Source organism: Stenotrophomonas sp. TD3 (assembly GCF_001939825.1).
Lineage (GTDB): Bacteria > Pseudomonadota > Gammaproteobacteria > Xanthomonadales > Xanthomonadaceae > Stenotrophomonas.
On the sequence record NZ_MOYM01000001.1, the window covers coordinates 2,113,595 to 2,136,909 of the forward strand.

At 67.7% G+C, this 23,315-nt stretch carries 20 protein-coding genes and 1 riboswitch; of the genes, 9 read left to right on the top strand and 11 right to left on the bottom strand.

Annotated elements, in window-relative coordinates; all coding sequences use genetic code 11:
• The first annotated feature begins 84 nt into the window (after positions 1-84).
• Positions 85-1,038, top strand: coding sequence for a DUF1028 domain-containing protein (locus tag BKE09_RS09940; RefSeq protein WP_075675628.1), 954 nt, complete (start codon positions 85-87; stop codon positions 1,036-1,038).
• A 97-nt stretch (positions 1,039-1,135) separates the two neighbouring features.
• Here BKE09_RS09940 and BKE09_RS09945 read toward each other — a convergent pair whose 3' ends face one another.
• Positions 1,136-3,028, bottom strand: coding sequence for a patatin-like phospholipase family protein (locus BKE09_RS09945; RefSeq protein ID WP_075675629.1), 1,893 nt, complete (start codon positions 3,026-3,028; stop codon positions 1,136-1,138).
• Between the two features lie 188 nt (positions 3,029-3,216).
• Here BKE09_RS09945 and BKE09_RS09950 point away from each other — a divergent pair, with 188 nt between their 5' ends.
• The 4 genes from BKE09_RS09950 (at position 3,217) to pncA (ending at position 7,581) form a co-directional block, all read left to right on the top strand.
• Complete coding sequence (locus tag BKE09_RS09950; RefSeq protein ID WP_086016255.1) at positions 3,217-4,272, top strand: bifunctional nicotinamide-nucleotide adenylyltransferase/Nudix hydroxylase; 1,056 nt, start codon at positions 3,217-3,219, stop codon at positions 4,270-4,272.
• Positions 4,273-4,335: 63 nt separating this feature from the next.
• Positions 4,336-5,745, top strand: a complete 1,410-nt coding sequence (locus tag BKE09_RS09955; protein WP_075675630.1) for a nicotinate phosphoribosyltransferase — start codon at positions 4,336-4,338, stop codon at positions 5,743-5,745.
• Positions 5,746-5,837: 92 nt separating this feature from the next.
• A riboswitch (cobalamin riboswitch) is annotated at positions 5,838-6,052 on the top strand.
• Between the two features lie 175 nt (positions 6,053-6,227).
• Positions 6,228-6,899, top strand: coding sequence for an epoxyqueuosine reductase QueH (locus BKE09_RS09960; protein WP_008264648.1), 672 nt, complete (start codon positions 6,228-6,230; stop codon positions 6,897-6,899).
• Between the two features lie 55 nt (positions 6,900-6,954).
• Positions 6,955-7,581, top strand: coding sequence for a bifunctional nicotinamidase/pyrazinamidase (gene pncA, locus BKE09_RS09965; protein WP_075675631.1), 627 nt, complete (start codon positions 6,955-6,957; stop codon positions 7,579-7,581).
• A 287-nt stretch (positions 7,582-7,868) separates the two neighbouring features.
• On the opposite strand, the gene purU is transcribed toward pncA, so the two are convergent.
• Positions 7,869-8,720, bottom strand: a complete 852-nt coding sequence (gene purU, locus BKE09_RS09970; protein ID WP_032128205.1) for a formyltetrahydrofolate deformylase — start codon at positions 8,718-8,720, stop codon at positions 7,869-7,871.
• 114 nt (positions 8,721-8,834) lie between these two features.
• Here purU and BKE09_RS09975 point away from each other — a divergent pair, with 114 nt between their 5' ends.
• The gene (locus tag BKE09_RS09975) at positions 8,835-9,746 is read left to right on the top strand and encodes a LysR family transcriptional regulator (protein ID WP_075675632.1); all 912 of its coding nucleotides are present in this window, start codon (positions 8,835-8,837) and stop codon (positions 9,744-9,746) included.
• Between the two features lie 3 nt (positions 9,747-9,749).
• Here the strand turns inward: BKE09_RS09975 and BKE09_RS09980 are convergent, their stop codons facing one another.
• From BKE09_RS09980 to BKE09_RS09990, 3 genes are all read right to left on the bottom strand, one after another.
• Positions 9,750-10,850, bottom strand: coding sequence for an NADH:flavin oxidoreductase/NADH oxidase (locus BKE09_RS09980; protein ID WP_075675633.1), 1,101 nt, complete (start codon positions 10,848-10,850; stop codon positions 9,750-9,752).
• 109 nt (positions 10,851-10,959) lie between these two features.
• A complete protein-coding gene (locus BKE09_RS09985; protein ID WP_075675634.1) occupies positions 10,960-11,766 on the bottom strand; it encodes an NAD-dependent protein deacetylase in 807 nt (268 codons plus the stop codon).
• Between the two features lie 56 nt (positions 11,767-11,822).
• On the bottom strand, positions 11,823-12,224 hold the full coding sequence (locus BKE09_RS09990) for an acyl-CoA thioesterase (RefSeq protein ID WP_004153688.1): 402 nt from the start codon (positions 12,222-12,224) through the stop codon (positions 11,823-11,825).
• A 90-nt stretch (positions 12,225-12,314) separates the two neighbouring features.
• Between BKE09_RS09990 and BKE09_RS09995 the strand changes: the two genes are divergently transcribed.
• Entirely contained in the window at positions 12,315-12,950 is a 636-nt protein-coding gene (locus BKE09_RS09995) for a LysE family translocator (RefSeq protein WP_075675635.1), read from the top strand.
• 159 nt (positions 12,951-13,109) lie between these two features.
• Here the strand turns inward: BKE09_RS09995 and BKE09_RS10000 are convergent, their stop codons facing one another.
• Entirely contained in the window at positions 13,110-14,129 is a 1,020-nt protein-coding gene (locus tag BKE09_RS10000) for a ribonucleotide-diphosphate reductase subunit beta (protein ID WP_008264781.1), read from the bottom strand.
• 141 nt (positions 14,130-14,270) lie between these two features.
• Positions 14,271-16,673 carry a ribonucleoside-diphosphate reductase subunit alpha gene (locus BKE09_RS10005; RefSeq protein WP_075675636.1) on the bottom strand — a complete coding sequence of 801 codons (2,403 nt, stop codon included), beginning with the start codon at positions 16,671-16,673 and terminating at the stop codon, positions 14,271-14,273.
• Positions 16,674-17,201: 528 nt separating this feature from the next.
• Here BKE09_RS10005 and BKE09_RS10010 point away from each other — a divergent pair.
• The gene (locus BKE09_RS10010) at positions 17,202-18,038 is read left to right on the top strand and encodes a DUF2884 family protein (RefSeq protein WP_075675637.1); all 837 of its coding nucleotides are present in this window, start codon (positions 17,202-17,204) and stop codon (positions 18,036-18,038) included.
• A 76-nt stretch (positions 18,039-18,114) separates the two neighbouring features.
• On the opposite strand, the gene zapE is transcribed toward BKE09_RS10010, so the two are convergent.
• The gene (gene zapE, locus BKE09_RS10015; protein WP_059034176.1) at positions 18,115-19,215 is read right to left on the bottom strand and encodes a cell division protein ZapE; all 1,101 of its coding nucleotides are present in this window, start codon (positions 19,213-19,215) and stop codon (positions 18,115-18,117) included.
• On the bottom strand, positions 19,212-19,883 hold the full coding sequence (locus BKE09_RS10020) for a CocE/NonD family hydrolase (RefSeq protein ID WP_075675638.1): 672 nt from the start codon (positions 19,881-19,883) through the stop codon (positions 19,212-19,214). The genes zapE and BKE09_RS10020 overlap by 4 nt, the downstream gene beginning before the upstream one ends.
• Before the next feature lie 43 nt (positions 19,884-19,926).
• Between BKE09_RS10020 and BKE09_RS10025 the strand changes: the two genes are divergently transcribed.
• A complete protein-coding gene (locus BKE09_RS10025) occupies positions 19,927-20,784 on the top strand; it encodes an EamA family transporter (RefSeq protein WP_075675639.1) in 858 nt (285 codons plus the stop codon).
• Between the two features lie 315 nt (positions 20,785-21,099).
• On the opposite strand, the gene BKE09_RS10030 is transcribed toward BKE09_RS10025, so the two are convergent.
• Both BKE09_RS10030 and BKE09_RS10035 read right to left on the bottom strand, forming a co-directional pair.
• Positions 21,100-22,545 (bottom strand): ExeM/NucH family extracellular endonuclease, encoded by a 1,446-nt coding sequence (locus BKE09_RS10030; RefSeq protein WP_075675640.1) that lies wholly within the window; start codon positions 22,543-22,545, stop codon positions 21,100-21,102.
• Between the two features lie 209 nt (positions 22,546-22,754).
• Positions 22,755-23,273, bottom strand: a complete 519-nt coding sequence (locus BKE09_RS10035; RefSeq protein ID WP_014035592.1) for a c-type cytochrome — start codon at positions 23,271-23,273, stop codon at positions 22,755-22,757.
• Positions 23,274-23,315 lie beyond the last annotated feature (42 nt).

Sequence of the window (23,315 nt, forward strand, 5' to 3'; positions counted from 1 at the left end):
ATTCCATCCACGCATGGCGTGGATCTGCTAAACCTTTCGTGCGTAGGCTGCATCCCATTGCAATGCCCGCCCTGGAGACACCCAATGTCCTTGCTGCGCACTTGCCTGGTCCTGCTGCTCGCTGCCGTCGCGGCGCCGGCGTGGGCGACCTTTTCCATTGCTGCCTGCAACGCGGCCGGCGACTGCGGGGTGGCGGTGGCCACGCACAACCTGGCGGTCGGCGGTGTGGGCGTGCCATGGGCACAGGCGAAGGTGGGCGCGGTCGCCAGCCAGTTCGAGACCAACCCGACCTATGGCTCGAAAGGCCTGGAGCTGCTGGCCAAGGGACGCACGCCTGCGCAGGTGCTGAAGCAGCTGTTGGATGAAGATGGCAACTTCGATGGCACCACGCTTGCCGAGCGCCAGGTGGGGCTGGTCAGCGCGCGCGGTGGCAATGCGCAGTACACCGGCGCTACCGCGCAGCAGGCGGATTGGGCCGGTGCGCAGGGCGAAGGCATGCTGAGCGTGCAGGGCAATGGCCTGGCTGGGCCGCAGGTGCTGGCTGCGATGCAGCGCGCCTTCGCCGCATCGCAAGGTGAATTGGCGGCGCGCCTGCTGGCGGCGCTGGAAGCTGGCCAGGCCGCGGGTGGCCAGCGCAGCGGGCAGTGGTCGGCGGCGCTGCTGGTGCGTACGCCCGGCGGCGACTGGCAGGACACCGACCTGCGTGTGGATGCCGATCCACGCGCCGTGGCGAGACTGCGCGAGCTGTACGACATGCGCCTGTCGAACGAAGCGATCATCCGCGCCGAGCAGCGCTGGGAGAAAGGCGATGTGGCAGGAGCGCGTGCAGCACTGGCGATCTCGTTGTCGCTGGCACACGGCTGGGACCGCACCTGGGCGCGCGCTGCGCGCCTGGCGATGCGGCAGGGCGATATGGCGCTGGCCCGCGAGTACCTGGCAGGCCTGCGTGCACTCAATCCGGGCTGGGTGAAACAGGAGCTGGCATTGCCCTTGTATGCGCCATTGCAGGGTGATGCGGTGGTGGCGCCGTGGCGATGAGGCACCGCAGGGGGTCAGATCCGTTTTCCTGCGGAAAACGGATCTGACCCCCATTCGAGATGCATCCATGCATGGCATGGATCTACCGAGGACCGGCTCAGTAGATCGGCGTCACCTTCATCTGCGGCAACGGACGCGGTGCGCCGTCAGTAAGGTCCGGGCCGAGGTCTTCCCAGGTACGCCCCTGCTCGACCATCAAGCCCCACAGCTGCTGCGAGCCGAGCCGCTTGTCTTCCGAACCCAGCTTGTATGACGGTGGCGTCGGTTCACCGCGGGCAACCATCGCGTATGCCGCGCGATAAGCCAGCACCTGCTGTGCCGGGTCATCGGTGCGCGCCACTTCCAGCGTGTAACGCTGGTAGGCCGAGGCCAGGTTGCGCCAGCGGATCCAGTAGTGGTTCTCGAACGAGAACGAACAGAAGCGCGCACCGGCGAGGCTGCCCTTGTCGGCGATGCGGGTCAGCACCTCCTGTGGCATGTCCAGGTTCATGCCGCCTTCGTCGCCCTGCAGGCTGACGTGCACGATGCGGTCGCGGTAGCCCGGCGCACGCGCCTGCAGCAGATCGCGCCAGTTCTGCATGGTCGCCACCACCGCGAACAGGAAACGACCCAGCTCCGCAGCGGCCAACGGCGTGGCGATCGACTGATAGGTGCGCTGCCAGCCATGGCGGTTCTCGGTCGGCAGGAACACGGCATGTTCCAGCGCCTGGCGGCCACTGCTGCCGTGGCTCACATCTTCGGCATGCTGCGGGTAGACCAGATTGATGGCGAACGTCGGCCAGCGCGGCAGGGCGGCGTCGAACAGGTGAATCGGGAAGTTGCTGCTGATGCCACCATCGGAGAACCAGCAGATGCGGAACGCGGTGATCACCGGGCCGCAGGTCTGGCCGGCACTGGTCAGCCCTTCCATGCTGTCGGCAACGTTGTGCTCCTGGTCGGCTGCTGGCGCGGTCGGTTCACAGCGGCGCTCGCGGCGCGAGGGCTCATGCAGCGGCACCGCGCTGATCAGCAGCGGGAAGCTCAGGCTCATGCGCGTGGCCACCAGCACCGGCAGCTTCGGGCCCTGCGGCAGGTGGTAGTACTGCCGCCCTTCCACCTCCAGCGGCGGGCCGGCCTGCTTCACCAGCCACTGCACCACGCTGGCGGGGAACAGCTGCTCGAACTCCTCGCGCAGGAACCAGAACTGCGCGCCGCCCAGCGGCAGTGTGCGTGGTTCGTTGTGCGACACGCAGGTGGTGATCATCTGCAGGCTGATCGCATGCGGGCAGTCAGGCTCACCGGCATAGCGCGGCGCATCGTGCAGGTCGGCGAATGTGAGCGGTGCATCCAGCGGCTTGCCGGACAACTGCTGCAGGCACGCGTGCAGCCACTCGGTCAACGCCGGCGTGCGTGCATCGCGGCCGAGGCCGCTGCACAGGCCCAGCAGATTGCGCCGCGCCACCCGCGCCACCCGCAGCGCGGCACCGGCCACGCCGGCACCGTACGCGCACAGCAGCGACGGCAGCAGCGTGGCGGCCACGCCACTCCAGCCACCGCCCCACCAGCCCAGGCCGAGCAGCAGCGCCAGCGACACCAGTACTTCCAGCGGCGCGATCTCGAATACGGCAACGGCCAGGCACAGCAGCTTGTGCGGCAGGCCGGCATTGCCGGTCAGCACCACCAGCAGCCGGTAGGCGGCGCGCGCGCCACGGGCCGGCTGGAACAGGCTGTAGATGAAGCCGCGCCGCGACAGCTGCGCCGACACCGCCGACAACCCGCCGTAGCCGGCATCGCCGGGCAGGTGTTCGCCCGCCTGCTGGCGGCGATCACCGCACGCCGCCGCAGCCGCCACCGCCGCGGCGATGGCACCGGCCGAGGTGCCGCCGATGCTCTTGAAGCGATACTCGCGCGCCAGCGCCAGTACCGCATTGGGGTACACGATGCCGCTGGTGATGCCGCCTTTCATGACCAGATCGCAGTACTTGTCCGCCACTGTCTTGCCCCCGAGCATGCCGTCCGCCGCGTGGGTGCCAGTATGGCGCAGAGGCTTCTCAGGGCCTGAGAACAGCAGCGCAGTCCCGCCAGGAATCTTCGGTGTTCAGCGGAAGGCATGCCTGCAGGCTTGACCCGCCCCGCCATCGGCGTAGCATCTGCAGCAAGCCAAGGGACAGACCCGCGGCTACCACAACGACATGAGGGATTCTCATGGAATTCGACTATCTCGTCTTCATCGGGCGATTCGAGCCCTTCCACAACGGCCACGCCGCCGTTGCCCGCCTGGCCCTGAGCCGGGCCCGCAAGCTGATCTTCCTGGTCGGCTCTGCCGATACCCCCCGCAGCCTGCGCAATCCGTGGACCGTGGCCGAACGCGCCGTGATGATCCAGGCCGCCCTCGATGGCCACACCGACCGCCTGCTGATCCGCCCGCTGCGCGACCACCTGTACAACGAAGCGCAGTGGATCGCCAACGTGCAGCGACAGGTGGCCGAAGCGCTGCGTAACGACGGTGCCGCCGCCGATGCGAAGGTTGGCCTGATCGGCATGGACAAGGATGCCTCCAGCTACTACCTGCGCGAATTCCCGCAGTGGCCGCTGGTGGACGTGCAGCACACCGCCACCCTGTCGGCCACCGAACTGCGGCGCTATCTGTTCGAGGCCGGCGACGTCGACTTCCACGGCGCGCTGCTGATGCTGCGTGGCAACGTGCCGGCGCCGGTATACGACATGCTCGAAGCGTTCCGCAAGAGCGCGCCTGCCTATGGCCAGCTGGTGGCCGAGTACCGCTTCATCGAACAGTACAAGGCGGCCTGGAAGGACGCGCCCTACGCGCCTACCTTCGTCACCACCGATGCGGTGGTGGTGCATTCGGGCCACGTGCTGCTGGTGCGGCGCCGTTCGGAACCCGGCAAGGGCCTGTGGGCGCTGCCCGGCGGCTTCGTCGGCCAGGAACAGAGCCTGCTCGACAGCTGCCTGCGCGAACTGCGCGAGGAAACCCGGCTGAAGATTCCGCTGCCGGTGTTGAAGGGGTCGCTGAAGGGCCAGCAGGTGTTCGACCACCCCGACCGCAGCCAGCGTGGCCGCACCATCACCCACGGCTTCCACTTCGAATTCCCGGCCGGTGACCTGCCGCCGGTGCGCGGCGGCGACGATGCCGACAAGGCGCGCTGGATACCAGTGAGTGAAGCACTGGACATGGGCCCGCAGCTGTTCGAAGACCACCTGCACATCCTGGAGTATTTCCTCGGCCGCGGCTGACCGGCCCGGCTTCCCACTGGCGGATAGACCGCCGGTGCCACTCGACGCGAAGGAGCTTCCGTCATGCACTACCTCGATAATCTTCTCCTCAACACCGACAGCTACAAGGCCAGCCATTGGCTGCAGTACCCGCCGGGTACCGATGCCACGTTCTTCTACGTGGAATCGCGCGGCGGCCTGCACGATCGCACGGTGTTCTTCGGCCTGCAGGCGATCCTCAAGGACGCCCTGGCACGGCCGGTCACCCATGCCGACATCGACGACGCCGCTGCGGTATTCGCCGCGCATGGCGAACCGTTCAACGAAGCCGGCTGGCGCGATATCGTCGACCGGCTTGGCGGCCACCTGCCGGTGCGCATCCGCGCCGTGCCCGAGGGCAGCGTGGTGCCCACCCACCAGGCGCTGATGACCATTGAATCGACCGATCCGGCCGCGTTCTGGGTGCCCTCGTACCTGGAAACGCTGCTGCTGCGCGTGTGGTACCCGGTCACCGTGGCCACCATCAGCTGGCATGCACGGCAGACCATTGCCGCGTTCCTGCAGCAGACCAGCGACGACCCGCAGGGGCAGCTGCCGTTCAAGCTGCACGACTTCGGTGCGCGCGGTGTCTCGAGCCTGGAATCGGCCGCGCTGGGCGGTGCCGCGCACCTGGTCAACTTCCTCGGCACCGATACCGTCTCGGCGCTGTGCCTGGCGCGCGCGCACTATCACGCGCCGATGGCGGGCTATTCGATTCCCGCCGCCGAGCACAGCACCATCACCAGCTGGGGCCGCGAGCGCGAGGTGGACGCCTACCGCAACATGCTGCGCCGGTTCGGCAAGCCCGGTGCGATCGTGGCGGTGGTGTCGGACAGCTACGACATCTACCGCGCGATCAGCGAGCACTGGGGTACCACCCTGCGCGATGAAGTGATCGCCTCGGGCGCCACCCTGGTCATCCGTCCCGACTCGGGCGACCCGGTGGAGGTGGTGGCCGAAAGCCTGCGCCGGCTGGATGAAGCCTTCGGCCACACCCTCAACGGCAAGGGCTACCGCGTGCTCAACCATGTGCGGGTGATCCAGGGCGATGGCATCAACCCGGACACCATCCGCGCCATCCTGCAGCGCATCACCGACGACGGCTACGCCGCCGACAACGTGGCCTTCGGCATGGGCGGCGCGCTGCTGCAGCGGCTGGACCGCGATACGCAGAAGTTCGCGCTGAAGTGTTCGGCCGCACGGGTGGACGGCGAGTGGATCGATGTCTACAAGGAACCGGTCACCGACGCCGGCAAGACCAGCAAGCGCGGCCGCATGCGCCTGCTGCGGCGTCTGGATGACGGCAGCCTGCACACGGTGGCATTGCCTTCCAGCGGTGACGAAGCGCTGCCGACCGGCTTCGAGGACGCGATGGTGACCGTGTGGGAGAACGGCCGCCTGCTGCACGACCAGCGGCTGGATGACATCCGCGCGCGGGCTGCGGCGGGACGTTGAGGACGTTCCCGGGGTCAGAGCCCGTTGCTTCGCAACGGGATCCGACCCCTGGGCCTTGACCGGTGCCGGCAACGCGTCCACCGTGGGCACGCCGAAGGTATCCCTGCCGTGGCTGGATGGTGGCAGGGATTTAAACGGGAATCCGGTGAAGGCGCCTCGCGCGCTCATTCCGGAGCTGCCCCGCAGCGGTGAATGGAAACGAATCCTGCCAACAGCACTGGGCTCACGCCTGGGAAGCGGCGGGTAGTAGGTGGGCTGCGGCCCGTGTCCATCAGCCCGAATACCGGCCCCGGCCGGGGGACACGACCGTCCCCTGACTCGACCTGGAATCTCCGCGGGGAGGTTGCCGGGGCCGTCGTCGTCCTGCGCGTGCAGGCGGTGTGGCCGCGCGCGTCCTGTTCACGGTATCCAGCCAGACCCGTTCACCCACGCGCCGATGCATGGGCCACCGCCGTTGCCGGCGGTCCATGCGGTACCTGACGATGACCGAGCTCCAACGCCCCACCCTGACCCTGCCCGCCGACGGCAAGCGCCTGCTGCTGCATTCGTGCTGCGCGCCCTGTTCCGGCGAAGTGATGGAGGCGATCACCGCCTCCGGGATCGACTACGCGATCTTCTTCTACAACCCCAACATCCATCCGGTGAAGGAATACGAGCTGCGCAAGCAGGAGAACATCCGCTTCGCCGAACAGCACGACATCCCGTTCATCGACTGCGACTACGACACCGACAACTGGTTCAGCCGTGCGCGCGGCATGGAAAACGAGCCCGAACGCGGCATCCGCTGCACGATGTGTTTCGACATGCGCTTCGAGCGCACCGCGCTGTATGCGCACGAGCATGGCTACGACACCATCAGTTCGTCGCTGGGCATCTCGCGCTGGAAGAACATGGCGCAGATCAACGACTGCGGCATCCGCGCCGCCTCGCGCTATGAAGGCCTGCAGTACTGGGACTACAACTGGCGCAAGGGCGGCGGTGCCAGCCGCATGATCGAGATCAGCAAGCGCGAGCAGTTCTACCAGCAGGAATACTGCGGCTGCGTGTACTCGCTGCGCGATGCCAACCGCCACCGCCGCGAGAACGGGCGCGAACGGATCAAGATCGGCCTGCTGTACTACGGGCAGGACGCTGAGACGCCGCAGGGCGATTGACGTGCAGGCATGGGGCGGCCACGCTGGTCGCCCCTTCTGTTGTACCGGACCTGCCATGACCGCCCTGCCCGCCGACGTCGCCCTGCTGGTGATCGACCTGCAGCCGGACTTCATGCCCGGCGGTGCGCTGGCCTGCGACCAGGGCGATGCGCTGGTGGCACCGATTGCCGATCTGCTGGCACAGCGTCGCTACCGCACCGTGGTGGCGACCCAGGACTGGCACCCGTCCGACCATGCCTCGTTTGCCAGCCAGCACGCCGGCCAGCGCCCGTTCGAGACCATCCTGCTGCACGCGCAGCCGCAGACGCTGTGGCCGGACCATTGCGTGCAGGGCAGCGCCGGTGCCGCCCTGCACCCGGGCGTGGACTGGACGGTGGCCGACCTGATCCTGCGCAAGGGCACGCGCCAACAGGTGGATTCGTACAGCGCCTTCCGCGAGAACCACGGGCCCGACGGCGAGCGCCCGGCCACCGGCCTCGCCGGCTGGCTGCACGAACGCCGCATCCGCGAAGTGCACGTATGCGGCCTGGCCCGCGACTACTGTGTGCTGTGGAGCGCGCAGGACGCGGTGAAGTCCGGCTTCCGGGTGAAGTTCCTGTGGGAGCTGACCCGGCCGGTGACCGAAGCCAACGACGCGATGGTGCGCGAAGCACTGGGCAAGGCGGGGATCGCGATCGCCTGAGGCGTGACCGCCGGGCATGGCCCGGCGCTACCGCGCACGTCGCTTATGCCGCTTGCGCGCTCCTGCCCACGACAACACAATCGATTCATCCAGCCCCCTAACTACGCCCCCCTACAGATCGCGGGACGGCCGAACCGGGGGCTTTTCATTGGATGAAATCAGGATTCGGTAGTGCCGGCCGCTGGCCGGCAACCTCGGGATCTCTGCAGTTGCCGGCCAGCGGCCGGCACTACCGGATAGCACCCGTGGTAGCGCCGGGCCATGCCCGGCGGACGCGGGATGGGCGATTACCGGAACACCACCGTTCGGTGCCCGTTGAGCAGGATGCGGTGCTCCACATGGCGGCGAACGGCGCGCGCCAGCACCAGCGATTCGGTATCGCTGCCCAGCCGTACCAGTTCGCGCGGTGCCATCGCGTGGTCCACGCGGGCCACGTCCTGTTCGATGATCGGACCTTCGTCCAGATCCTCGGTGACGTAGTGCGCGGTGGCGCCGATGATCTTGACCCCGCGTGCGTGCGCCTGGTGGTACGGCTGCGCGCCCTTGAAGCTGGGCAGGAAGCTGTGGTGGATGTTGATCGCTCGGCCGGCCAGCGCGCGGCACAGCGTGGGTGACAGGATCTGCATGTAGCGCGCCAGCACAACCAGATCAATGCGCTCGCGCTCGACCAGGTCGATGATCTGTTGTTCCTGCACCGCACGCGTATCGGCGGTCACCGGCAGGTGGTGGAACGGCACCTGGTAGGACGCGGCCAATGGCGCGAAGTCGGCGTGATTGGACGCCACCGCCGCGATGTCGACCTTCAGCTGGCCGCTGTGGGCACGGAACAGCAGGTCGTTGAGGCAGTGCCCCTGCTTGCTGACCAGCACCAGCAGGCGCGCGCGGCGCCGGCCATCATGCAACTGCCAGTCCATGCCGAAGCCGGCGGCCAGCGTGGCCATGGCGGCATGCACGGTCTCCAGCGGCAGGCCGGCGTCACGGTCGAAATGCACGCGCAGGAAGAAGCGGCCACTCTCCTCGTCGCCGAACTGCTGGGCGTCGAGGATGTTGCAGCCGTGGTCGAACAGCAGGCCGGATACGCGGTAGACGATGCCGGTACGGTCGGGGCAGGACAGGGTGAGGATGGAATCGGGGCGCATCGCCCGAGTGTAGGGCAGCGACCTGCCCAATGGCTCGATGGTCACCGATGCAACCGACCTGCTTGGTTCAGTCCCAAGCGATACTTGGGCGTCCCCGTGGCAAGCTGGTCGGTCATGAACCTGTTGCAACTGATCCGCAGCTTCACCCGCACCGCAGAGACCGGCAGCATTGCCGCCGCGGCCCGCATCCTTGGCATCAGCGCTACCGCAGTCGGCCAGAACATCAACCGGCTGGAAGCACATCTGGGCGTACGGCTGCTGAACCGGAGTACGCGCCAACTGGCGCTCAGCGAGGCCGGCGCGCTGTACCTGGCGCAGGTCCGCCACATCGAAGCCGACCTGGCGCGTGCACAGGCGATGGTCACCTCCGGCAACATCGAACCGGCCGGGCCGCTGCGCATCGCCAGCAGCAGCGCGTTCGGCCGCCACGTGCTGGCACCGTTGCTGCCTTCACTGCAGCAGCGCTACCCGCAGCTGCAGCTGGAGCTGCGCCTGACCGACCGCGCCGTGCAGCATGGCCCGGAAGCGGTGGATGCCAGCATCCGCATCGGAGCACAGTTGGAGGATGGCGTGGTCGCGCGGCAGCTGGCGCGTGTTCCGTTCGTGTTCTGCGCCTCACCGGCCTACCTGAAGGCCCATGGCACGCCACAGGAACCCTCGGAACTGGGCAGCCATCGCGGGCTGCTGCACCGCTTCCCCACCGATGGCCGGCCGCTGCGCTGGGGCCTGCTGAAGGACGGCCAGCGCGTGGACGCCGCGCTGCCGCCGAGCATGGTCTGCGATGACATCGATGCGTTGGCGACGCTGGCGGCGGCCGGTGCCGGCATCACCCGGCTGGCCGCGTTCGTGGCCGAGCCGTACCTGCGCGATGGCCGCCTGCAGGCGGTGTTCGGCGCCGACACGGCGTGGCGCCCGGAGCCGATGGAGGTCTATTTCTGCGTCAGCGACCGCCGCGACTTCACCGCCAAGATCCGCGCGCTGTTCGAGCATCTGCAGGCCGGCATGGCGCCGGCCTGGCGGGTGTGAGCCTCAGCGCACCTTGAACACGCCGCGCGCATCGCGCGGTTCGCAGCGCAGGTACTGCGGCGCCGGTTCCACGCTGTCACGCAGTGCCGCGGCGGCATGCCACGGCCAGCGCGGGTCGTAGAGGATGCCGCGCGCCAGCGCCACAGCATCGGCGTGGCGGTGGCGCAGGATCGACTCGGCCTGTTCCGGTTCGGTGATCATGCCCACCGCGATGACCGGCATGCGCACCTTGGCCTTGATCGCCGCTGCGAACGGCACCTGGTAACCCGGGCCGACGGTGATCTTCTGGCGCTCGTCCAGGCCGCCGCTGGAGACATGCAGGAAATTGCAGCCGCGCGCGTCCAGCACCTGGGCCAGCGCCTCGCTCTGCACCAGGTCCCAGCCGCCGTCGACCCAGTCGCTGGCGGAAATGCGCACGCCCACGGCGACCTTGTCGGACACCGCCGCACGCACCGCATCGAACACCTCCACCAGCAGGCGCAGGCGGTTCGGCAGCGAGCCACCGTAGCCATCGGTACGGCGGTTGCTCAGCGGCGACAGGAACTGGTGCAGCAGGTAGCCGTGCGCGGCATGCAGCTCGATCAGCTCGAAGCCCAGGCGCTCGGCGCGCACCGCACTGGCGGCGAAGGCGGCGATGAGCTCGGCGATGCCGGCCTCATCCAGCGCCTGCGGTGCCGGATCGCCGGCATGGAACGGCAGCGGCGACGGTGCCACGGTGGCCCAGCCACGCGCATCGTCGGCCGGCAGCTGACCACCGCCATCCCATGGGCGGTTCACCGAGGCCTTGCGGCCGGCATGGCCCAGCTGGATGCCCAGCGGCATCGGCGACCAGCGGCGGACGCTGGCGAGCACCTGCGCCAGCGCCGCCTCAGTACCGTCATCCCACAGGCCCAGGTCGGCCCAGCTGATGCGGCCCCGCGGCTCGACCGCGGTGGCTTCCAGGATCAACAGGCCGGCGCCGGACTGCGCCAGGTTGCCCAGGTGCATGGCGTGCCAGTCGCTGGCGCGACCGTCTTCGGCGGAGTACTGGCACATCGGCGCGATGACGATGCGGTTGGACAGGGTCAGGGGGCCGAACGAGATCGGCGAAAACAGCTGGCTCAAGACGGTGATGAACGACGTAGGGGATGCGTATTGCACCGCTGCGCGGCTCCCGGATCAACCGTCTGGATGGATCGCTGTTTCGCGCGGCCTGCTGCAGCCGGGCATGGGCTCAGCGCGAAGCCCACGTGGCCAGCGCTTCAGCGCAGTCCCGCTCGTCCTTGAACTGCAGCAGGTCGTCGGCGCGGGTGCGGCCACGGTTCAGTGCCGCCACCGGCAACCCTGCCTTGGCCGCGGCCTGGACGAAGCGGAAGCCGGAATAGACCATCAGCGACGACCCCACCACCAGCACCGCATCGGCCTGCTGCAGGTGATCGTGCACCGCTGCCACCCGTTCACGCGGCACGTTTTCGCCGAAGAACACCACGTCCGGCTTCAACAAGCCGCCGCAGCAGGCGCAATCGGGCACCACGAAGCTCGAGAAATCGGTCTCCAGGTCGGCATCACCATCGGGGGCGATGCCGGCCTCCAGCGCATCCCAGCCGGGGTTGGCGTCCAGCAGGCGCTGCTGGAACTCCTCGCGGCCACTGCGGCGCTCGCAGCCCATGCAGCGCACCCGATCCAGGCGGCCATGCAGGTCGATCACATTGTGGCTGCCGGCACGCTGGTGCAGGCCGTCCACATTCTGGGTCAGCAGGACCTGCAGCGTGCCGCGGCGTTCCAGCGCGGCCAGCGCCTGGTGGGTGCCGTTGGGCCGGGCCAGGCCGAAGCGTGGCCAGCCGAGCAGGCTGCGCGCCCAGTAGCGCTGGCGGGTGGCCGCCTCGCCCATGAAGGCCTGGTAGGTCACCGGCGGCGTCCGTTTCCACTGGCCGTCGGTATCCCGGTAATCGGGAATGCCCGAGGCAGTGCTGCAACCGGCGCCGCTCAGCACGAACAGGCGCTGGGCGCGGTCGATGAAGTCGGTCAGCAGCGGGGTCATGGCTGCCACATGGGGGCGCGCAAGCGCCCCTGCAAGCGCCGGTTCAGCCGACGGGCTCAGGCCGCCGGCAGCGGTGGCACCGCGATCGGGTGGCCTTCCTCGTCCAGCGCGATCATCACGAAGTGGCCGCGGGTGCACAGCTTGCGCTCGCCGCTGTGCAGGTCTTCGGCGACCAGTTCGACCTCGACCTTCATCGAGCTGCGGCCGACTTCGACGATGCGGCCGATGGTTTCCACCATCTGGCCGATGCGGATCGGCAGCTTGAAGTCGACCTGGTCGCTGCGCGCGGTCACCACGGTGCGGCGCGAATAGCGGGCGGCGGCCAGGAAGGCGGCCTTGTCCATCCATGCCAATGCCTGGCCACCGAACAGGGTGCCCAGGTGGTTGGTGTGGTTGGGGAAGACGATTTCGGCCATGCGCACTTCGGTGGGCGGCACGGTCTCGGGGATCGGGGTCATGGGGGTGCTTCGGTGTGGGGTCCGGCAATTTTAAGCCAGGCCCCGTGCAGGCGGCGCTACACTGCGCCACGCCCACTGCCTGGACCGCCCATGCCCGCTCCTTCCGACCTCCTGGCCTTTGCGCTGGTTTCGCTGGCGATGGTGCTCACGCCCGGGCCGAACATGATCTACGTCATTTCGCGCTCGATCTGCCAGGGGCCGGTCGCAGGGCTGATCTCGCTGGGCGGGGTGGCGCTGGGCTTCGTGTTCTACATGCTGTGTGCGGCGTTGGGCATCACCGCCCTGCTGATGACCGTACCGTTCGCCTACGACGCGCTGCGCATCGGTGGCGCGCTGTACCTGCTGTACCTGGCCTGGCAGGCACTGAAGCCGGGCGGCCGTTCGCCGTTCGCGGTGCGTGACCTGCCGCAGGACAGCCCGCGCAAACTGTTCACGATGGGCTTCCTGACCAATCTGCTGAACCCGAAAGTGGCGGTGATGTATCTGTCACTGCTGCCGCAGTTCCTGCATCCGGACGGCGAAGGCAGCGTGCTGATGCAGTCGATCGTGCTGGGTTCCACCCAGATCGCGGTGAGTGTGACCGTGAACGGCATCATCGCGCTGACCGCTGGCAGCATCGCCGGCTTCCTGGCCGCGCGCCCGACCTGGCAGATGGTGCAGCGCTGGCTGATGGGCACGGTACTGGCCGGGCTGGCGGTGCGCATGGCGGTGGAAGGGCGGCGCTGACTGTAGGGTCGAGCCATGCTCGACTTGTCTTCGCGAACGGCAGTCGAGCATGGCTCGACTCTACAAAAACCGAGCCGGCGAGCACGGCTCGACGCTACAGATACGAAGAACCCCGGCGTTGGCCGGGGTTCTTCGTTGCGACAGAGCTGACCGGTTCGATCAGAAGTTCATGTCGAAGGCGACTTCGCCCTGCACGCCGACCTGGTAGGCCGAGACGCGGCGTTCGAAGAAGTTGGTCAGCTCCTGCACGTCCTGCAGTTCCATGAACGGCAGCGGGTTGCGCACGTTGTACTTCTTTTCCATGCCCAGCTTGGCGAAATGCTGGTCGGCGCAGTGCTGCAGGTACTGGCGCATGTCGCGGGTCGAGATGCCGGCCACGCCGCCGGACAGCACGTCCTCGGCGAACTGCACTTCGCATTCAATGGCTTCGGCCAGCATGTCGTAGACCTGCTGCTTCATCTCGTCGTCGAACAGGTCCGGCTCTTCCTCACGCACCACGCGCACCGACTCGAACGCGAACTCCATGTGCGCGCTCTCGTCGCGGAACACCCAGTTGGTGCCCGAGGCCAGGCCCGGCAGCAGGCCACGCGAACGGAAGTAGTACACGTAGGCGAAGGCGGCGAAGAAGAACAGGCCTTCGATGCACGCAGCGAAGCAGATCTGGTTGAGCAGGAACTGGCGGCGCTCGGCACGGGTCTCGATGCGCTTCAGGTCCTGGATCGAGTCGATCCACTTGAAGCAGAAATCGGCCTTCTTCTTGATCGAGTCGATGTTCTCCACCGCGGCGAAGGCTTTGACGCGCTCTTCCGGATCCGGCAGGTAGTTGTCGAGCAGGGTCAGGTAGAACTGCACGTGCAGCGCTTCTTCATACAGCTGGCGCGACAGGTACATGCGCGCTTCCGGCGCGTTCAAGTGCTGGTACAGGTTCAGCACCAGATTGTTGGACACGATCGAGTCGCCGGTGGCGAAAAACGCGACCAGGCGGTGGATCAGGTGACGCTCACCCGGCGACATCTTGCTATGCAGGTCGGTGATGTCGATCTGGAAGTTGATCTCTTCCACCGTCCAGGTGTTCTTGATCGCATTCCGGTACATGTCATAGAACTGCGGGTAGCGCATCGGGCGCAGGGTCAGTTCAAAACCGGGATCGAGCAGCATCTGCTTGGGCTTGTCGGCCATGGGTGTTTCCTTGAATTCCTGGGTGAGACGCCGGGCATGGCCCGGCGCTACCGTGGGTGTTTTTCCGCAGCCGAGCATGGCTCGGCTCTACAGGTGCGAGGTGTCGAGTGCCGACCAACGGTCGGCACCCACCGCGCGGTTTTACTGGCAGGCCTCGCAGGCTTCCGGGTTTTCCAGCGAGCAGGCGATGGCTTCGTCCGGACTGAACACCTTGGCCGGGGCCGCAGCGCTGACCGTGGTCTTGGCGATCTTGGTGGCCGGGCGCGAACGCAGGTAGTAGGTGGTCTTGATGCCCTGCTTCCAGGCGTACATGTACATGGAGGACATCGCGCCGATGTTCGGGCTTTCCATGAACAGGTTGAGCGAGGCCGACTGGTCGATGAAGGCGCCACGCTCGGCGGCCATGTCGATCAGCGAACGCATCGGCAGTTCCCACGCGGTGCGGTAGACCTCGCGCAGCGTTTCCGGAATCTGTGCCACGCCCGCGATGGAGCCTTCGGCCAGCTTGATGGCATCGCGCATTTCCGGCGTCCACAGGCCCAGCTTCTTCAGCTCGTTGACCAGGTAGCGGTTGACCTGCAGGAAGTCACCGGACAGGGTCTCGCGCTTGAACAGGTTGGACACCTGCGGCTCGACGCACTCGTAGCAGCCGGCGATCGAAGCGATGGTCGCGGTCGGGGCAATCGCGATCATCAGCGAGTTGCGCAGGCCGTGTTCCTTGATGCGGGCACGCAGGGCATCCCAGCGCTCGGCGTCTTCCGGCACCACGTTCCAGGCGTCGAACTGCAGTTCGCCACCGGCGGCGCGGGTGTCGTTGAACGACGGGTGCTTGCCACGTTCCTGGGCCAGCTCGCAGGAGGTTTCCAGCGCGTGGAAGTAGATCGCTTCGGCGATCTTCTTCGACAGGGCGCGGGCTTCGGCGCTGTCGAACGGCAGGCGCTTGCGGAAGAACACGTCCTGCAGGCCCATGCAGCCCAGGCCGACCGGACGCCAGCGCAGGTTGGCACGGCGGGCGGTTTCGATCGGGTAGAAGTTCAGGTCGATGACGCGGTCGAGCTGGCGCACGGCCAGGCGCACGGTCTCGGCCAGCTTCTCGAAGTCGAACTCGTTGTGCTCGTCGAAGTGGTTGCCCAGGTTGATCGAACCCAGGTTGCACACCGCGGTTTCATCGTTGGACGTGACTTCCAGGATTTCCGTGCACAGGTTCGACAGGTGGATCACGTTGCCGGCGCGCAGGGTCTGGTTGCTGGCGCGGTTGCACTTGTCCTTGAAGGTCATCCAGCCGTTGCCGGTCTCGGCCAGCGTACGCATCATGCGGGCATACAGCTTGCGCGCGGAGATGGTGCGGTTGGCCTTGCCCTGGGCTTCGGCCTGCAGGTAGGCCTGCTCGAAGGCTTCGCCGAACAGGTCGGTGAACTCCGGCACGACGCGCGGATCGAACAGCGACCATTCCTGGTCGGCTTCGACGCGCTTCATGAACAGGTCCGGCACCCAGTTGGCCAGGTTCAGGTTGTGCGCACGGCGGGCTTCGTCACCGGTGTTGTCGCGCAGTTCGAGGAAGTCCTCGATGTCGGCGTGCCAGGTTTCCAGGTACACACAGGCCGCGCCCTTGCGCTTGCCGCCCTGGTTCACCGCGGCCACCGACGAATCCATGGTCTTCAGCCACGGCACGATGCCGTTGGAGTGGCCGTTGGTCGACTTGATCAGCGAACCACGCGAACGCACGCGGGTGTAGCTGACGCCGATGCCGCCGGAGAACTTCGACAGCTGGGCGATGTCGCCGTACTTGGAATAGATCGACTCCAGCGAGTCCTGCGGCGAGTCCAGCAGGAAGCACGAGGACAGCTGCTCGTGGGTGGTGCCGGAGTTGAACAGGGTCGGGCTGGACGGCAGGTAGTCCAGGTTGCCCATGCGCTTGTAGAGCGCCAGGGTCTCGGACACGTCCTCGCTCAGCGCGCTGGCGATGCGCAGGAAGAACTGCTGCGGGGTCTCGATCACCTTGCGGGTGTGCGGGTGGCGCAGCAGGTAACGGTCGTACAGGGTGCGCAGGCCGAAGTAATCGAAGTTCAGGTCCAGCGCGCCGTCGATGGCGTCGTTGAGCTTGCGTGCATTGGTCTGCACGAAGTTCAGCAGGCGGTCGTTGATCAGGCCGACTTCATGGCCACGGCTGACCGACTGCGAGAAGGCGTAGATTTCCTGGCCCGAGACTTCCTTGGCGATGTAGTTGGCCAGCAGGCGCGCAGCCAGGCGGCCGTACTCGGGCTCTTCACCGATCAGCAGGGCGGCGGTGCGGATGGACAGTTCGTCCAGCTCGCGGGTGGTGGCGCCGTTGTACAGGCCGGAAATGGTGCGGGTGGCCACGCGCATCGGGTCGACGGCGTGCAGGCCTTCGGAAGAACGCTGCACCGCGCGCACGATCTTGTTCAGGTCCACCAGTTCGGTGGTCCCATTGCGCTTGGTCACACTCATCGCGTTGGCGGTCGGCGGCGACGTCAACAGGAATTCGCTTTCCTTCTCGATGGTGGCGCTGGATTCGGTGCTCACGGCGTGTGTCCTCTTGGCGTGATTGGGGGTGCTCAATGCATCGGGTGACGCAGCCCGGGACATGACAGCCCAGGATGGCAGGACGGCGTCGCAGGGGATGAGACCCTGCGCCTGCCACTGCCGTTGACGATCGCGGATGGGTACCCCGGGCACCCCCTGGAATTGGGGTTACTGCGACCGACGGCCACAAGATAGTGGGGGTAATGGGGTCCGTCAACGCCAAATGTAGTGAAATTCGGCAATCCCTTGCGCCGCAAGGATCGTGCCATCGGCGCCCGGATCAGACGCTTCAGACCTGCCGGAACGGGCTGCGCAGTCAAGCCCGAAAGCGTCATTGCGGTGGTACAACGCACCGCGGAAACGGAACAATGACAGCTTCACATGACAGTGATGAAACTGGCTAGGGACAACCCTGTGGATAGGTGGTGGGCAGCCGGTGGGAATCCGGTGGACGGGTGACTTCCGGCCGGTGACGCCCGCGCGCTGGCGGCGGATGCTGGCCGCTCGCTCCCGGAAAAGGATGCTCCGATGCACCTGCGGTTGCCCGCGCTGGCCCTGCTGCCTGCCCTGTTCATTGCCCCGGCGCTGGCCGCCGAGGGGCCGGACCTGCGTTCGGACCAGTGCGGCATCCATACCGACTACGACGTGCTGGTGGACAGCGGCGGCATCTGGCTGCGGCATGGCCCGCAGGCGCCGCATGAAGTGGTGTTCCACGACGGCGAGCTGAGCCTGGACGGCGCGATGGTGACGGTCAGCGCCGCCGACGCCGCCCGCCTGCGGCAGATGGAGGCCGGTGCGCGCCAGCTGATGCCGGCGGCCACCGCGCTGGCCCACGAAGTCTCCGGGGTCACCTTCGATGCGCTGGACGCTGCCTTCGAAGCCATCACCGGCAAGGCCCGCAACCGCCAGATGCGTGCGATGCGCGGCGAGATGCAGGACTGGATCGACGCCAGCCTGGGCCGCGGCTATTGGGAACAGGAGACCTTCGGCGATGGCTTCGACGCGCATATCGACCAGATGGCCGAGACCATGGCCGGGTCGATGACCCGCAGCGTGCTGTGGCAGGTGTTCACCGGCCGCGCCGGCGCCATGGAGCGCCGCGCCGACCGCCTCGATGCCGAAGTCGACCGCCGCATGGAAGCGCGCAGCCAACAGCTGGAAGCCAAGGCGCTGGCGCTGTGCCCGCTGGTGCAGTCATTGGCAGCGGCCCACGACGCGCTGGAAGTGCGCTACCAGGGACAGCCGCTGCGGCTGCTGGAGCGCGGCGAGAGCGTACGGGTGGAGCACGGCGATGGCTCGGGCCTGCATGTGTCGGCCGGGCCGGATGAGCGGCCGCGTGGGAATGCGGTGGCGCCGACCCGGTAACCGCGCGGCGGATGCCGGGACCGTGGCGTGGTAGTGCCGGCCGCTGGCCGGCAACGCATTTACCTGGGCGGCACCCTCACGCCCGGTGCGGGGTACCCAGGTACTCGGCGCTCTGCATCTCGATCAGGCGCGAGGCGGTGCGCTCGAACGCGCCCTGCAGGCGCTGGCCGGTGTACAGCTCGATCGGCGAGGTGCTGGCGGTGCAGACCAGGTTGACGTGGCGGTCGTACAGTTCGTCGATCAGGTTGACGAAGCGGCGCGCGGCATCTTCGTTCAAACGGTCGAAGGCGGGGATGCCGCCCAGCAGCACGGTGTTGAACTCGTGTGCGATCTCGATGTAATCCGACGGGCCACGCGGGCCTTCGCACAACGCGGCGAAATCGAACCAGGCGATGCTCTTGCCACGGCCGCGCACCGGGATCTTGCGGCCTTCGATCTCGATGTTGCCGGGCTTGGCCGGCTGGCCGCCGCTCAGTTCGTTCCAGCGCGTGGCCAGCCACTCATCGCTGTCGGCCGCCAGCGGTGCGCGGTACACCGGCGAGCGGGTCAGCGCGCGCATCCGGTAGTCCTCGGTGCCCTCGGCGTACAGCTCGACGCAGAAGCGCTGCAGCAGGCCGATGGCCGGCAGGAAGCTCTCGCGCTGCAGACCGTTGAGGTACAGGTTCTCCACCGCGGTGTTGGAGGTGGTGACCAGGGTCACGCCTTCGGCAAACAAGCGCTCCAGCAGCCGTGCCAGCAGCATCGCGTCGCCGATGTCGGTGACGAAGAACTCGTCCAGCACCAGCACGCGCAGGTTGCTGCGCCATTCCTGGGCGATCTTCGCCAGCGGATCGCTCTGCCCCTGGTGCTCGCGCAGGCGCTCGTGGACGCTGCGCATGAAGCGGTGGAAATGGGTGCGGTACTTCTGCTTGATCGGCAGGCCGTCGTAGAACAGGTCGACCAGGAAGGTCTTGCCACGGCCGACGCCGCCCCAGAAGTACAGGCCCTTCACCGGCTCGGGCTTCTTCCAGAACGAGGACAGGCGGTCCAGCCAGCCGTCCTCGGCACTGTCCAGCAGGCCCAGGTGGATGCGGTCCAGTTCGGCCAGCGCCGCGTGCTGGGCCGGGTCGTTCTGCCAGTCGCCACGGGCAACCCCTTCCGCGTACCGCTGCGACGGGGTCAACTCGGTTGCACTCATGCCGCCGCGCCCAGCCAGTGCTTGACGCCGTGGGTCAGCGCGCCGCGCAGGTCGATCAGCTTGCGGTGGAAGAAGTGGCTGGTCTCGGGCATGCGCACCAGCTCATGCGGGACGTCCAGCGTGTCCAGCCACTGGTAGACGGCCTGCGGATCGACGATCTCGTCCTGCTCGCCCTGGATCACCAGCCAGCGGGCCGGCGGCGCGATGCCATCGAAATCCCAGCGACCGGCCGGCGGCGCGATCGAGATCAGCGCTTCCGGCTGCAGCGCGGCAGCCGCCTTCAGCGACACGAACGCGCCGAAGCTGAAACCGGCCAGCCACAGGCGGTCGTCCGGGCGCTGGCTCTGCACCCAGGCGGCGACCGCCTTCAGGTCGTCCTGCTCGCCCACGCCGCCATCGAAGGTGCCGGCCGAACCACCCACGCTGCGGAAATTGAAGCGCACCGTGGCGATGCCCAGCTCGCGCAGGGTGGTGGCGGTCATGGTGACCACCTTGTTGTGCAGGGTGCCGCCCTCGGTGGACAGCGGATGACAGACGATGGCCACGATCGGCTGCACCGGCACATCGGCCTTGGGCAGGTCGACGACCACGTCCAGCGGGCCGGCCGGGCCGTCCAGTTCGAGGCAGGCGGTTTCGCCGGGGGCGACGGGGAACGAGGGCTTGTGCATGGCACCATGATACCGTCCCCCGCCCCTGCCCTGTGCCCGCCCCATGCTCTACCTGTCCCTGGCCGTGATCTGCAGCGTGCTGGTTTCGGTGTTGTTGAAGGTGGCCGGACGCCGCCAGCTGGATGTTGCGCAGATGGTCACCTGGAACTATCTGGTGGCGGCAACACTCACCGCCGTGGTGCTGCAGCCGCCGCTGGATGCGCTGCGCGCGCCGCACGCGCCGTGGCTGTCGCTGCTGGCACTGGCGGTGGTGCTGCCATCGATCTTCCTGGTGCTGGGCCGCGCGGTGGCGGTGGCCGGCATCGTCCGCAGCGACGTGGCACAGCGCTTGTCGCTGCTGTTGTCATTGGCCGCCGCGTTCCTGTTCTTCGGCCAGACCGCCACGCCATGGAAGCTGGCCGGGCTCGGCCTGGGCCTGCTGGCGATGGTGGCCATCAGCCTGCGCCCACGCGGCCCGGTCGTGGCGTCCTCACCCGGTGGCTGGGGCTGGCTGCTGGGCGTATGGGCCGGGTTCGCGGTGGTCGACGTGCTGCTCAAGCAGGTGGCGCTGTCCGGCACGCCCTCGATGGCGGCGGTGCTGGCCAGTTTCAGCGTCGCCTTCGTGCTGATGCTGGCATTGCAGCTGTGGCGGCATTTCAGTGGCCGCAGCCGGTTGGCCTGGCGCAACCTTGGCGCGGGCGCGCTGCTGGGCCTGCTCAACGGCTGCAACATCCTGTTCTATGTGCATGCGCACCAGGCGATGCCGGAGAGCCCGGCCACCGTGTTCGCCGGCATGAACATCGGCGTGGTGGTGCTGGGCGCGCTGGTGGGCGTGTTCGCCTTCGGCGAGGCCACCACCCGGTGGAACCGCGCCGGGCTGGCGCTGGCGGTGCTGGCGATCGGGTTGATCGCCTGGGGGTGAGCATTTGGTTGCGACGGACCATTTCCGGCAAGTCGTTTCCGCAACTCCGGAGAGGTGTCACTTTCTTTGCGCGCAAAGAAAGTAACCAAAGAAACGCTCCGCCAGCCGCGAGCCGGTGCTGTGCACCGGTACCCTGCGCTTCTCGGTGAACCAGGGGACGGCGCCGAACTCGCTACGCTCAGACATCGGCGCCTCTTCGCCCCTGATTCACCTGCGATGCTCGGCTCGCTTGAAGGCGGACTGAAAGGTCAAAAGCAACAGCAGGGTGCCGCCCCATGTACGCGCCCACACCCAAGCGGATGCCCAACTGCTGGGTTATTTATCGAAACCCAGCAGCAGCGGGTCGTGGTCGGAGCTGCGCCACGGGCCCTGCACGTTGCGGCCCTGGTAGCCGCTGGCGTCCTGCTCGTCGGCGTTGCTGTGCCATTCGGCGGCACCGCGCAGGCGCTTGGCCATGCCCGGGTTCAGCAGCGCGTGGTCGAGGCGGCCGGTGTAGCCGTTGTAGACGTAGCTGTAGGGGTGCTCGACCTTGGCGACCTTGAACGCGTCCTGCCAGCCCAGGTCATGCAGGGCGCGGATCGGGTCTTCCATCGCGTAGGCGTTGAAGTCACCCAGCAGAACCGCGTCCTTGGCGCCGGTACCGGTCGGATCGGTCTGCAGCCAGGCATGCAGCTGCTGCGCCGAAGTCACCCGGGTGGCGTTCCAGCAGCCCTGGTTGTCGTTGCGGTCGGCGTCGGCACCGGCCGCGTCACGGCAGCCCTTCGACTTGAAGTGGTTGGCAACCACCACGAACGGCGCGCCGTGCTTGCCCTGGAAGGCCTGCGCCAACGGTACGCGGCTGTGCTCGACGAACGGGCCGCCGGTCAACGTGGCCGGCCTGCCCACCGGCTGCAGGCGCGTGCTGCGGTAGATGATGCCGACCCGGATCGGGTTATCGCCGGGGCCGGTGCCCGCGTCGACGAAGCGCCAGTCAGCCTGCGCGCCGCGGTCACGGTTGAGCGCATCGACCAGTTCAGCGATGGCCGACTGCGGTCCGTAGCCATCGTTCTCCAGCTCCATCAGTGCTGCGACATCGGCGCCCAGCGCATTGACCGTGGTGACCAGCTTGACCACCTGCGCCTTGTGCTCGTCCGGGGTGCGCGCACCACGCAGGGTCGGGAAGCCACCGCCCTGGCCATCACCGTTGAAGAAGTTCTCCAGGTTGAAAGCGGCCACATGCAGGCTGCCCGGTACCGTCGGCACCGCCGGGCGCTTGAGTTCCGGCAGTTTCAGCGCCCCCTCGACCTGCAGGCGCGGGTGGCCCTGCGCGTCCACGCGCACGATGCCCTCCACGTTGCGCAGCTGCATGCCGGTGCGCAGCACCGGGTTGCCCGGCAGGTAGGCCACGCTGGCCGGGTCGCGGGCATCGCTGCCATCGTCCAGCACCAGGCGGCGACGCTGGTTGTCGGCCATCACCTGCTCGTAGCCGGCAGTACCCGGCGCGGCCACTTCGGTCGGCTGCCAGAGGCGGCCGTCGAAGGCCACGGTGAGCTGGCCGAAGCGTTCCAGGCCATCGGTACCGGCCAGGGTCAGCGGTGCGGCGATGCGCACGCGCTGGCCATCCAGCGCGCGCCAGTCGGCCGGCGCAGCGGTCAGCACCACGGTGGCGCTGCTGCGCGCGGCGGGGGTGGTCGCGACCGGTGCGGCCTGCGGCTGGGCCTGGGCGAAAGCGCCGGCCGGCAGCAGCAGGGACAGGGCAAGGGCGAGGGAGCGGCGGCGCATCGACGGACGATTCCTTGGAAGAGGGCGCACAGACTAACCCTGAAATGCGAAACCCCGCCTGCGCAGCGGGGGCATATGAGCAATCAGGCCTCGGTGGGCAAAGCCGGGGGATCGTAGAGCCGAGCCCATGCTCGGCTGCACCTGGCCACACCGCGCGGAGAGCAGCCGAGCGTGGGCTCGGCTCTACAGCAAGCGGCGCGTTGCGGCGGTTATTTCAGGTTGCCCAGCATCCAGTCCACGGTGGCGTGGATCTGTTCCTCGGTCAGGGCCGGGTTGCCACCCTTGGGCGGCATGATGCCGCCATCCGGGCCGGTATAGCCCTCGATGGCATGCTTGTAGAGGGTGTCCTTGCCCTGCGCGATGCGCTTGTCCCAGTGCGAATGGTCCAGCGTCGGCGCCATGCCCACGCCATTGGTGTGGCAGGCGGTGCACAGGTTGTCGAAGATCACCTTGCCATCCTTGGTGCCACCGTAGGCCACCTGCGACGCGGCCTTGGCCAGCGCGGCAGCCTTGGCAGCAGCCTGCGCGGCGGCGCCGGTGCTGCCGGCATAGACCGCGCCGGTGGGCGAGATGCGCTGTTCGGTGCGCTTGGCCGCGGTCGGCGACACCTCGGGCGGAATCCGGGTGTGGATGTAGGCGGCAAGGAGGATGAGGCCGAGGGTGATGGTCGCCAGCAGCGCGATCACCATGGAGAAGCGTTTCAGGAACTCCAGATCGTAATTCCGCACTCTTCGTTACCCCTGGCTGATAGTCGTTGGACCACGGCTGAG

Bases quoted from the DNA above. Each gene is read 5' to 3' on its own strand.
- BKE09_RS09940 (WP_075675628.1), top strand. From the start codon at position 85: ATGTCCTTGCTGCGCACTTGCCTGGTCCTGCTGCTCGCTGCCGTCGCG.
- BKE09_RS09945 (WP_075675629.1), bottom strand. From the start codon at position 3,028: ATGCTCGGGGGCAAGACAGTGGCGGACAAGTACTGCGATCTGGTCATG.
- BKE09_RS09955 (WP_075675630.1), top strand. From the start codon at position 4,336: ATGCACTACCTCGATAATCTTCTCCTCAACACCGACAGCTACAAGGCC.
- BKE09_RS09960 (WP_008264648.1), top strand. From the start codon at position 6,228: ATGACCGAGCTCCAACGCCCCACCCTGACCCTGCCCGCCGACGGCAAG.
- pncA (WP_075675631.1), top strand. From the start codon at position 6,955: ATGACCGCCCTGCCCGCCGACGTCGCCCTGCTGGTGATCGACCTGCAG.
- purU (WP_032128205.1), bottom strand. From the start codon at position 8,720: ATGCGCCCCGATTCCATCCTCACCCTGTCCTGCCCCGACCGTACCGGC.
- BKE09_RS09975 (WP_075675632.1), top strand. From the start codon at position 8,835: ATGAACCTGTTGCAACTGATCCGCAGCTTCACCCGCACCGCAGAGACC.
- BKE09_RS09985 (WP_075675634.1), bottom strand. From the start codon at position 11,766: ATGACCCCGCTGCTGACCGACTTCATCGACCGCGCCCAGCGCCTGTTC.
- BKE09_RS09990 (WP_004153688.1), bottom strand. From the start codon at position 12,224: ATGACCCCGATCCCCGAGACCGTGCCGCCCACCGAAGTGCGCATGGCC.
- BKE09_RS09995 (WP_075675635.1), top strand. From the start codon at position 12,315: ATGCCCGCTCCTTCCGACCTCCTGGCCTTTGCGCTGGTTTCGCTGGCG.
- BKE09_RS10000 (WP_008264781.1), bottom strand. From the start codon at position 14,129: ATGGCCGACAAGCCCAAGCAGATGCTGCTCGATCCCGGTTTTGAACTG.
- BKE09_RS10010 (WP_075675637.1), top strand. From the start codon at position 17,202: ATGCACCTGCGGTTGCCCGCGCTGGCCCTGCTGCCTGCCCTGTTCATT.
- zapE (WP_059034176.1), bottom strand. From the start codon at position 19,215: ATGAGTGCAACCGAGTTGACCCCGTCGCAGCGGTACGCGGAAGGGGTT.
- BKE09_RS10020 (WP_075675638.1), bottom strand. From the start codon at position 19,883: ATGCACAAGCCCTCGTTCCCCGTCGCCCCCGGCGAAACCGCCTGCCTC.
- BKE09_RS10025 (WP_075675639.1), top strand. From the start codon at position 19,927: ATGCTCTACCTGTCCCTGGCCGTGATCTGCAGCGTGCTGGTTTCGGTG.
- BKE09_RS10030 (WP_075675640.1), bottom strand. From the start codon at position 22,545: ATGCGCCGCCGCTCCCTCGCCCTTGCCCTGTCCCTGCTGCTGCCGGCC.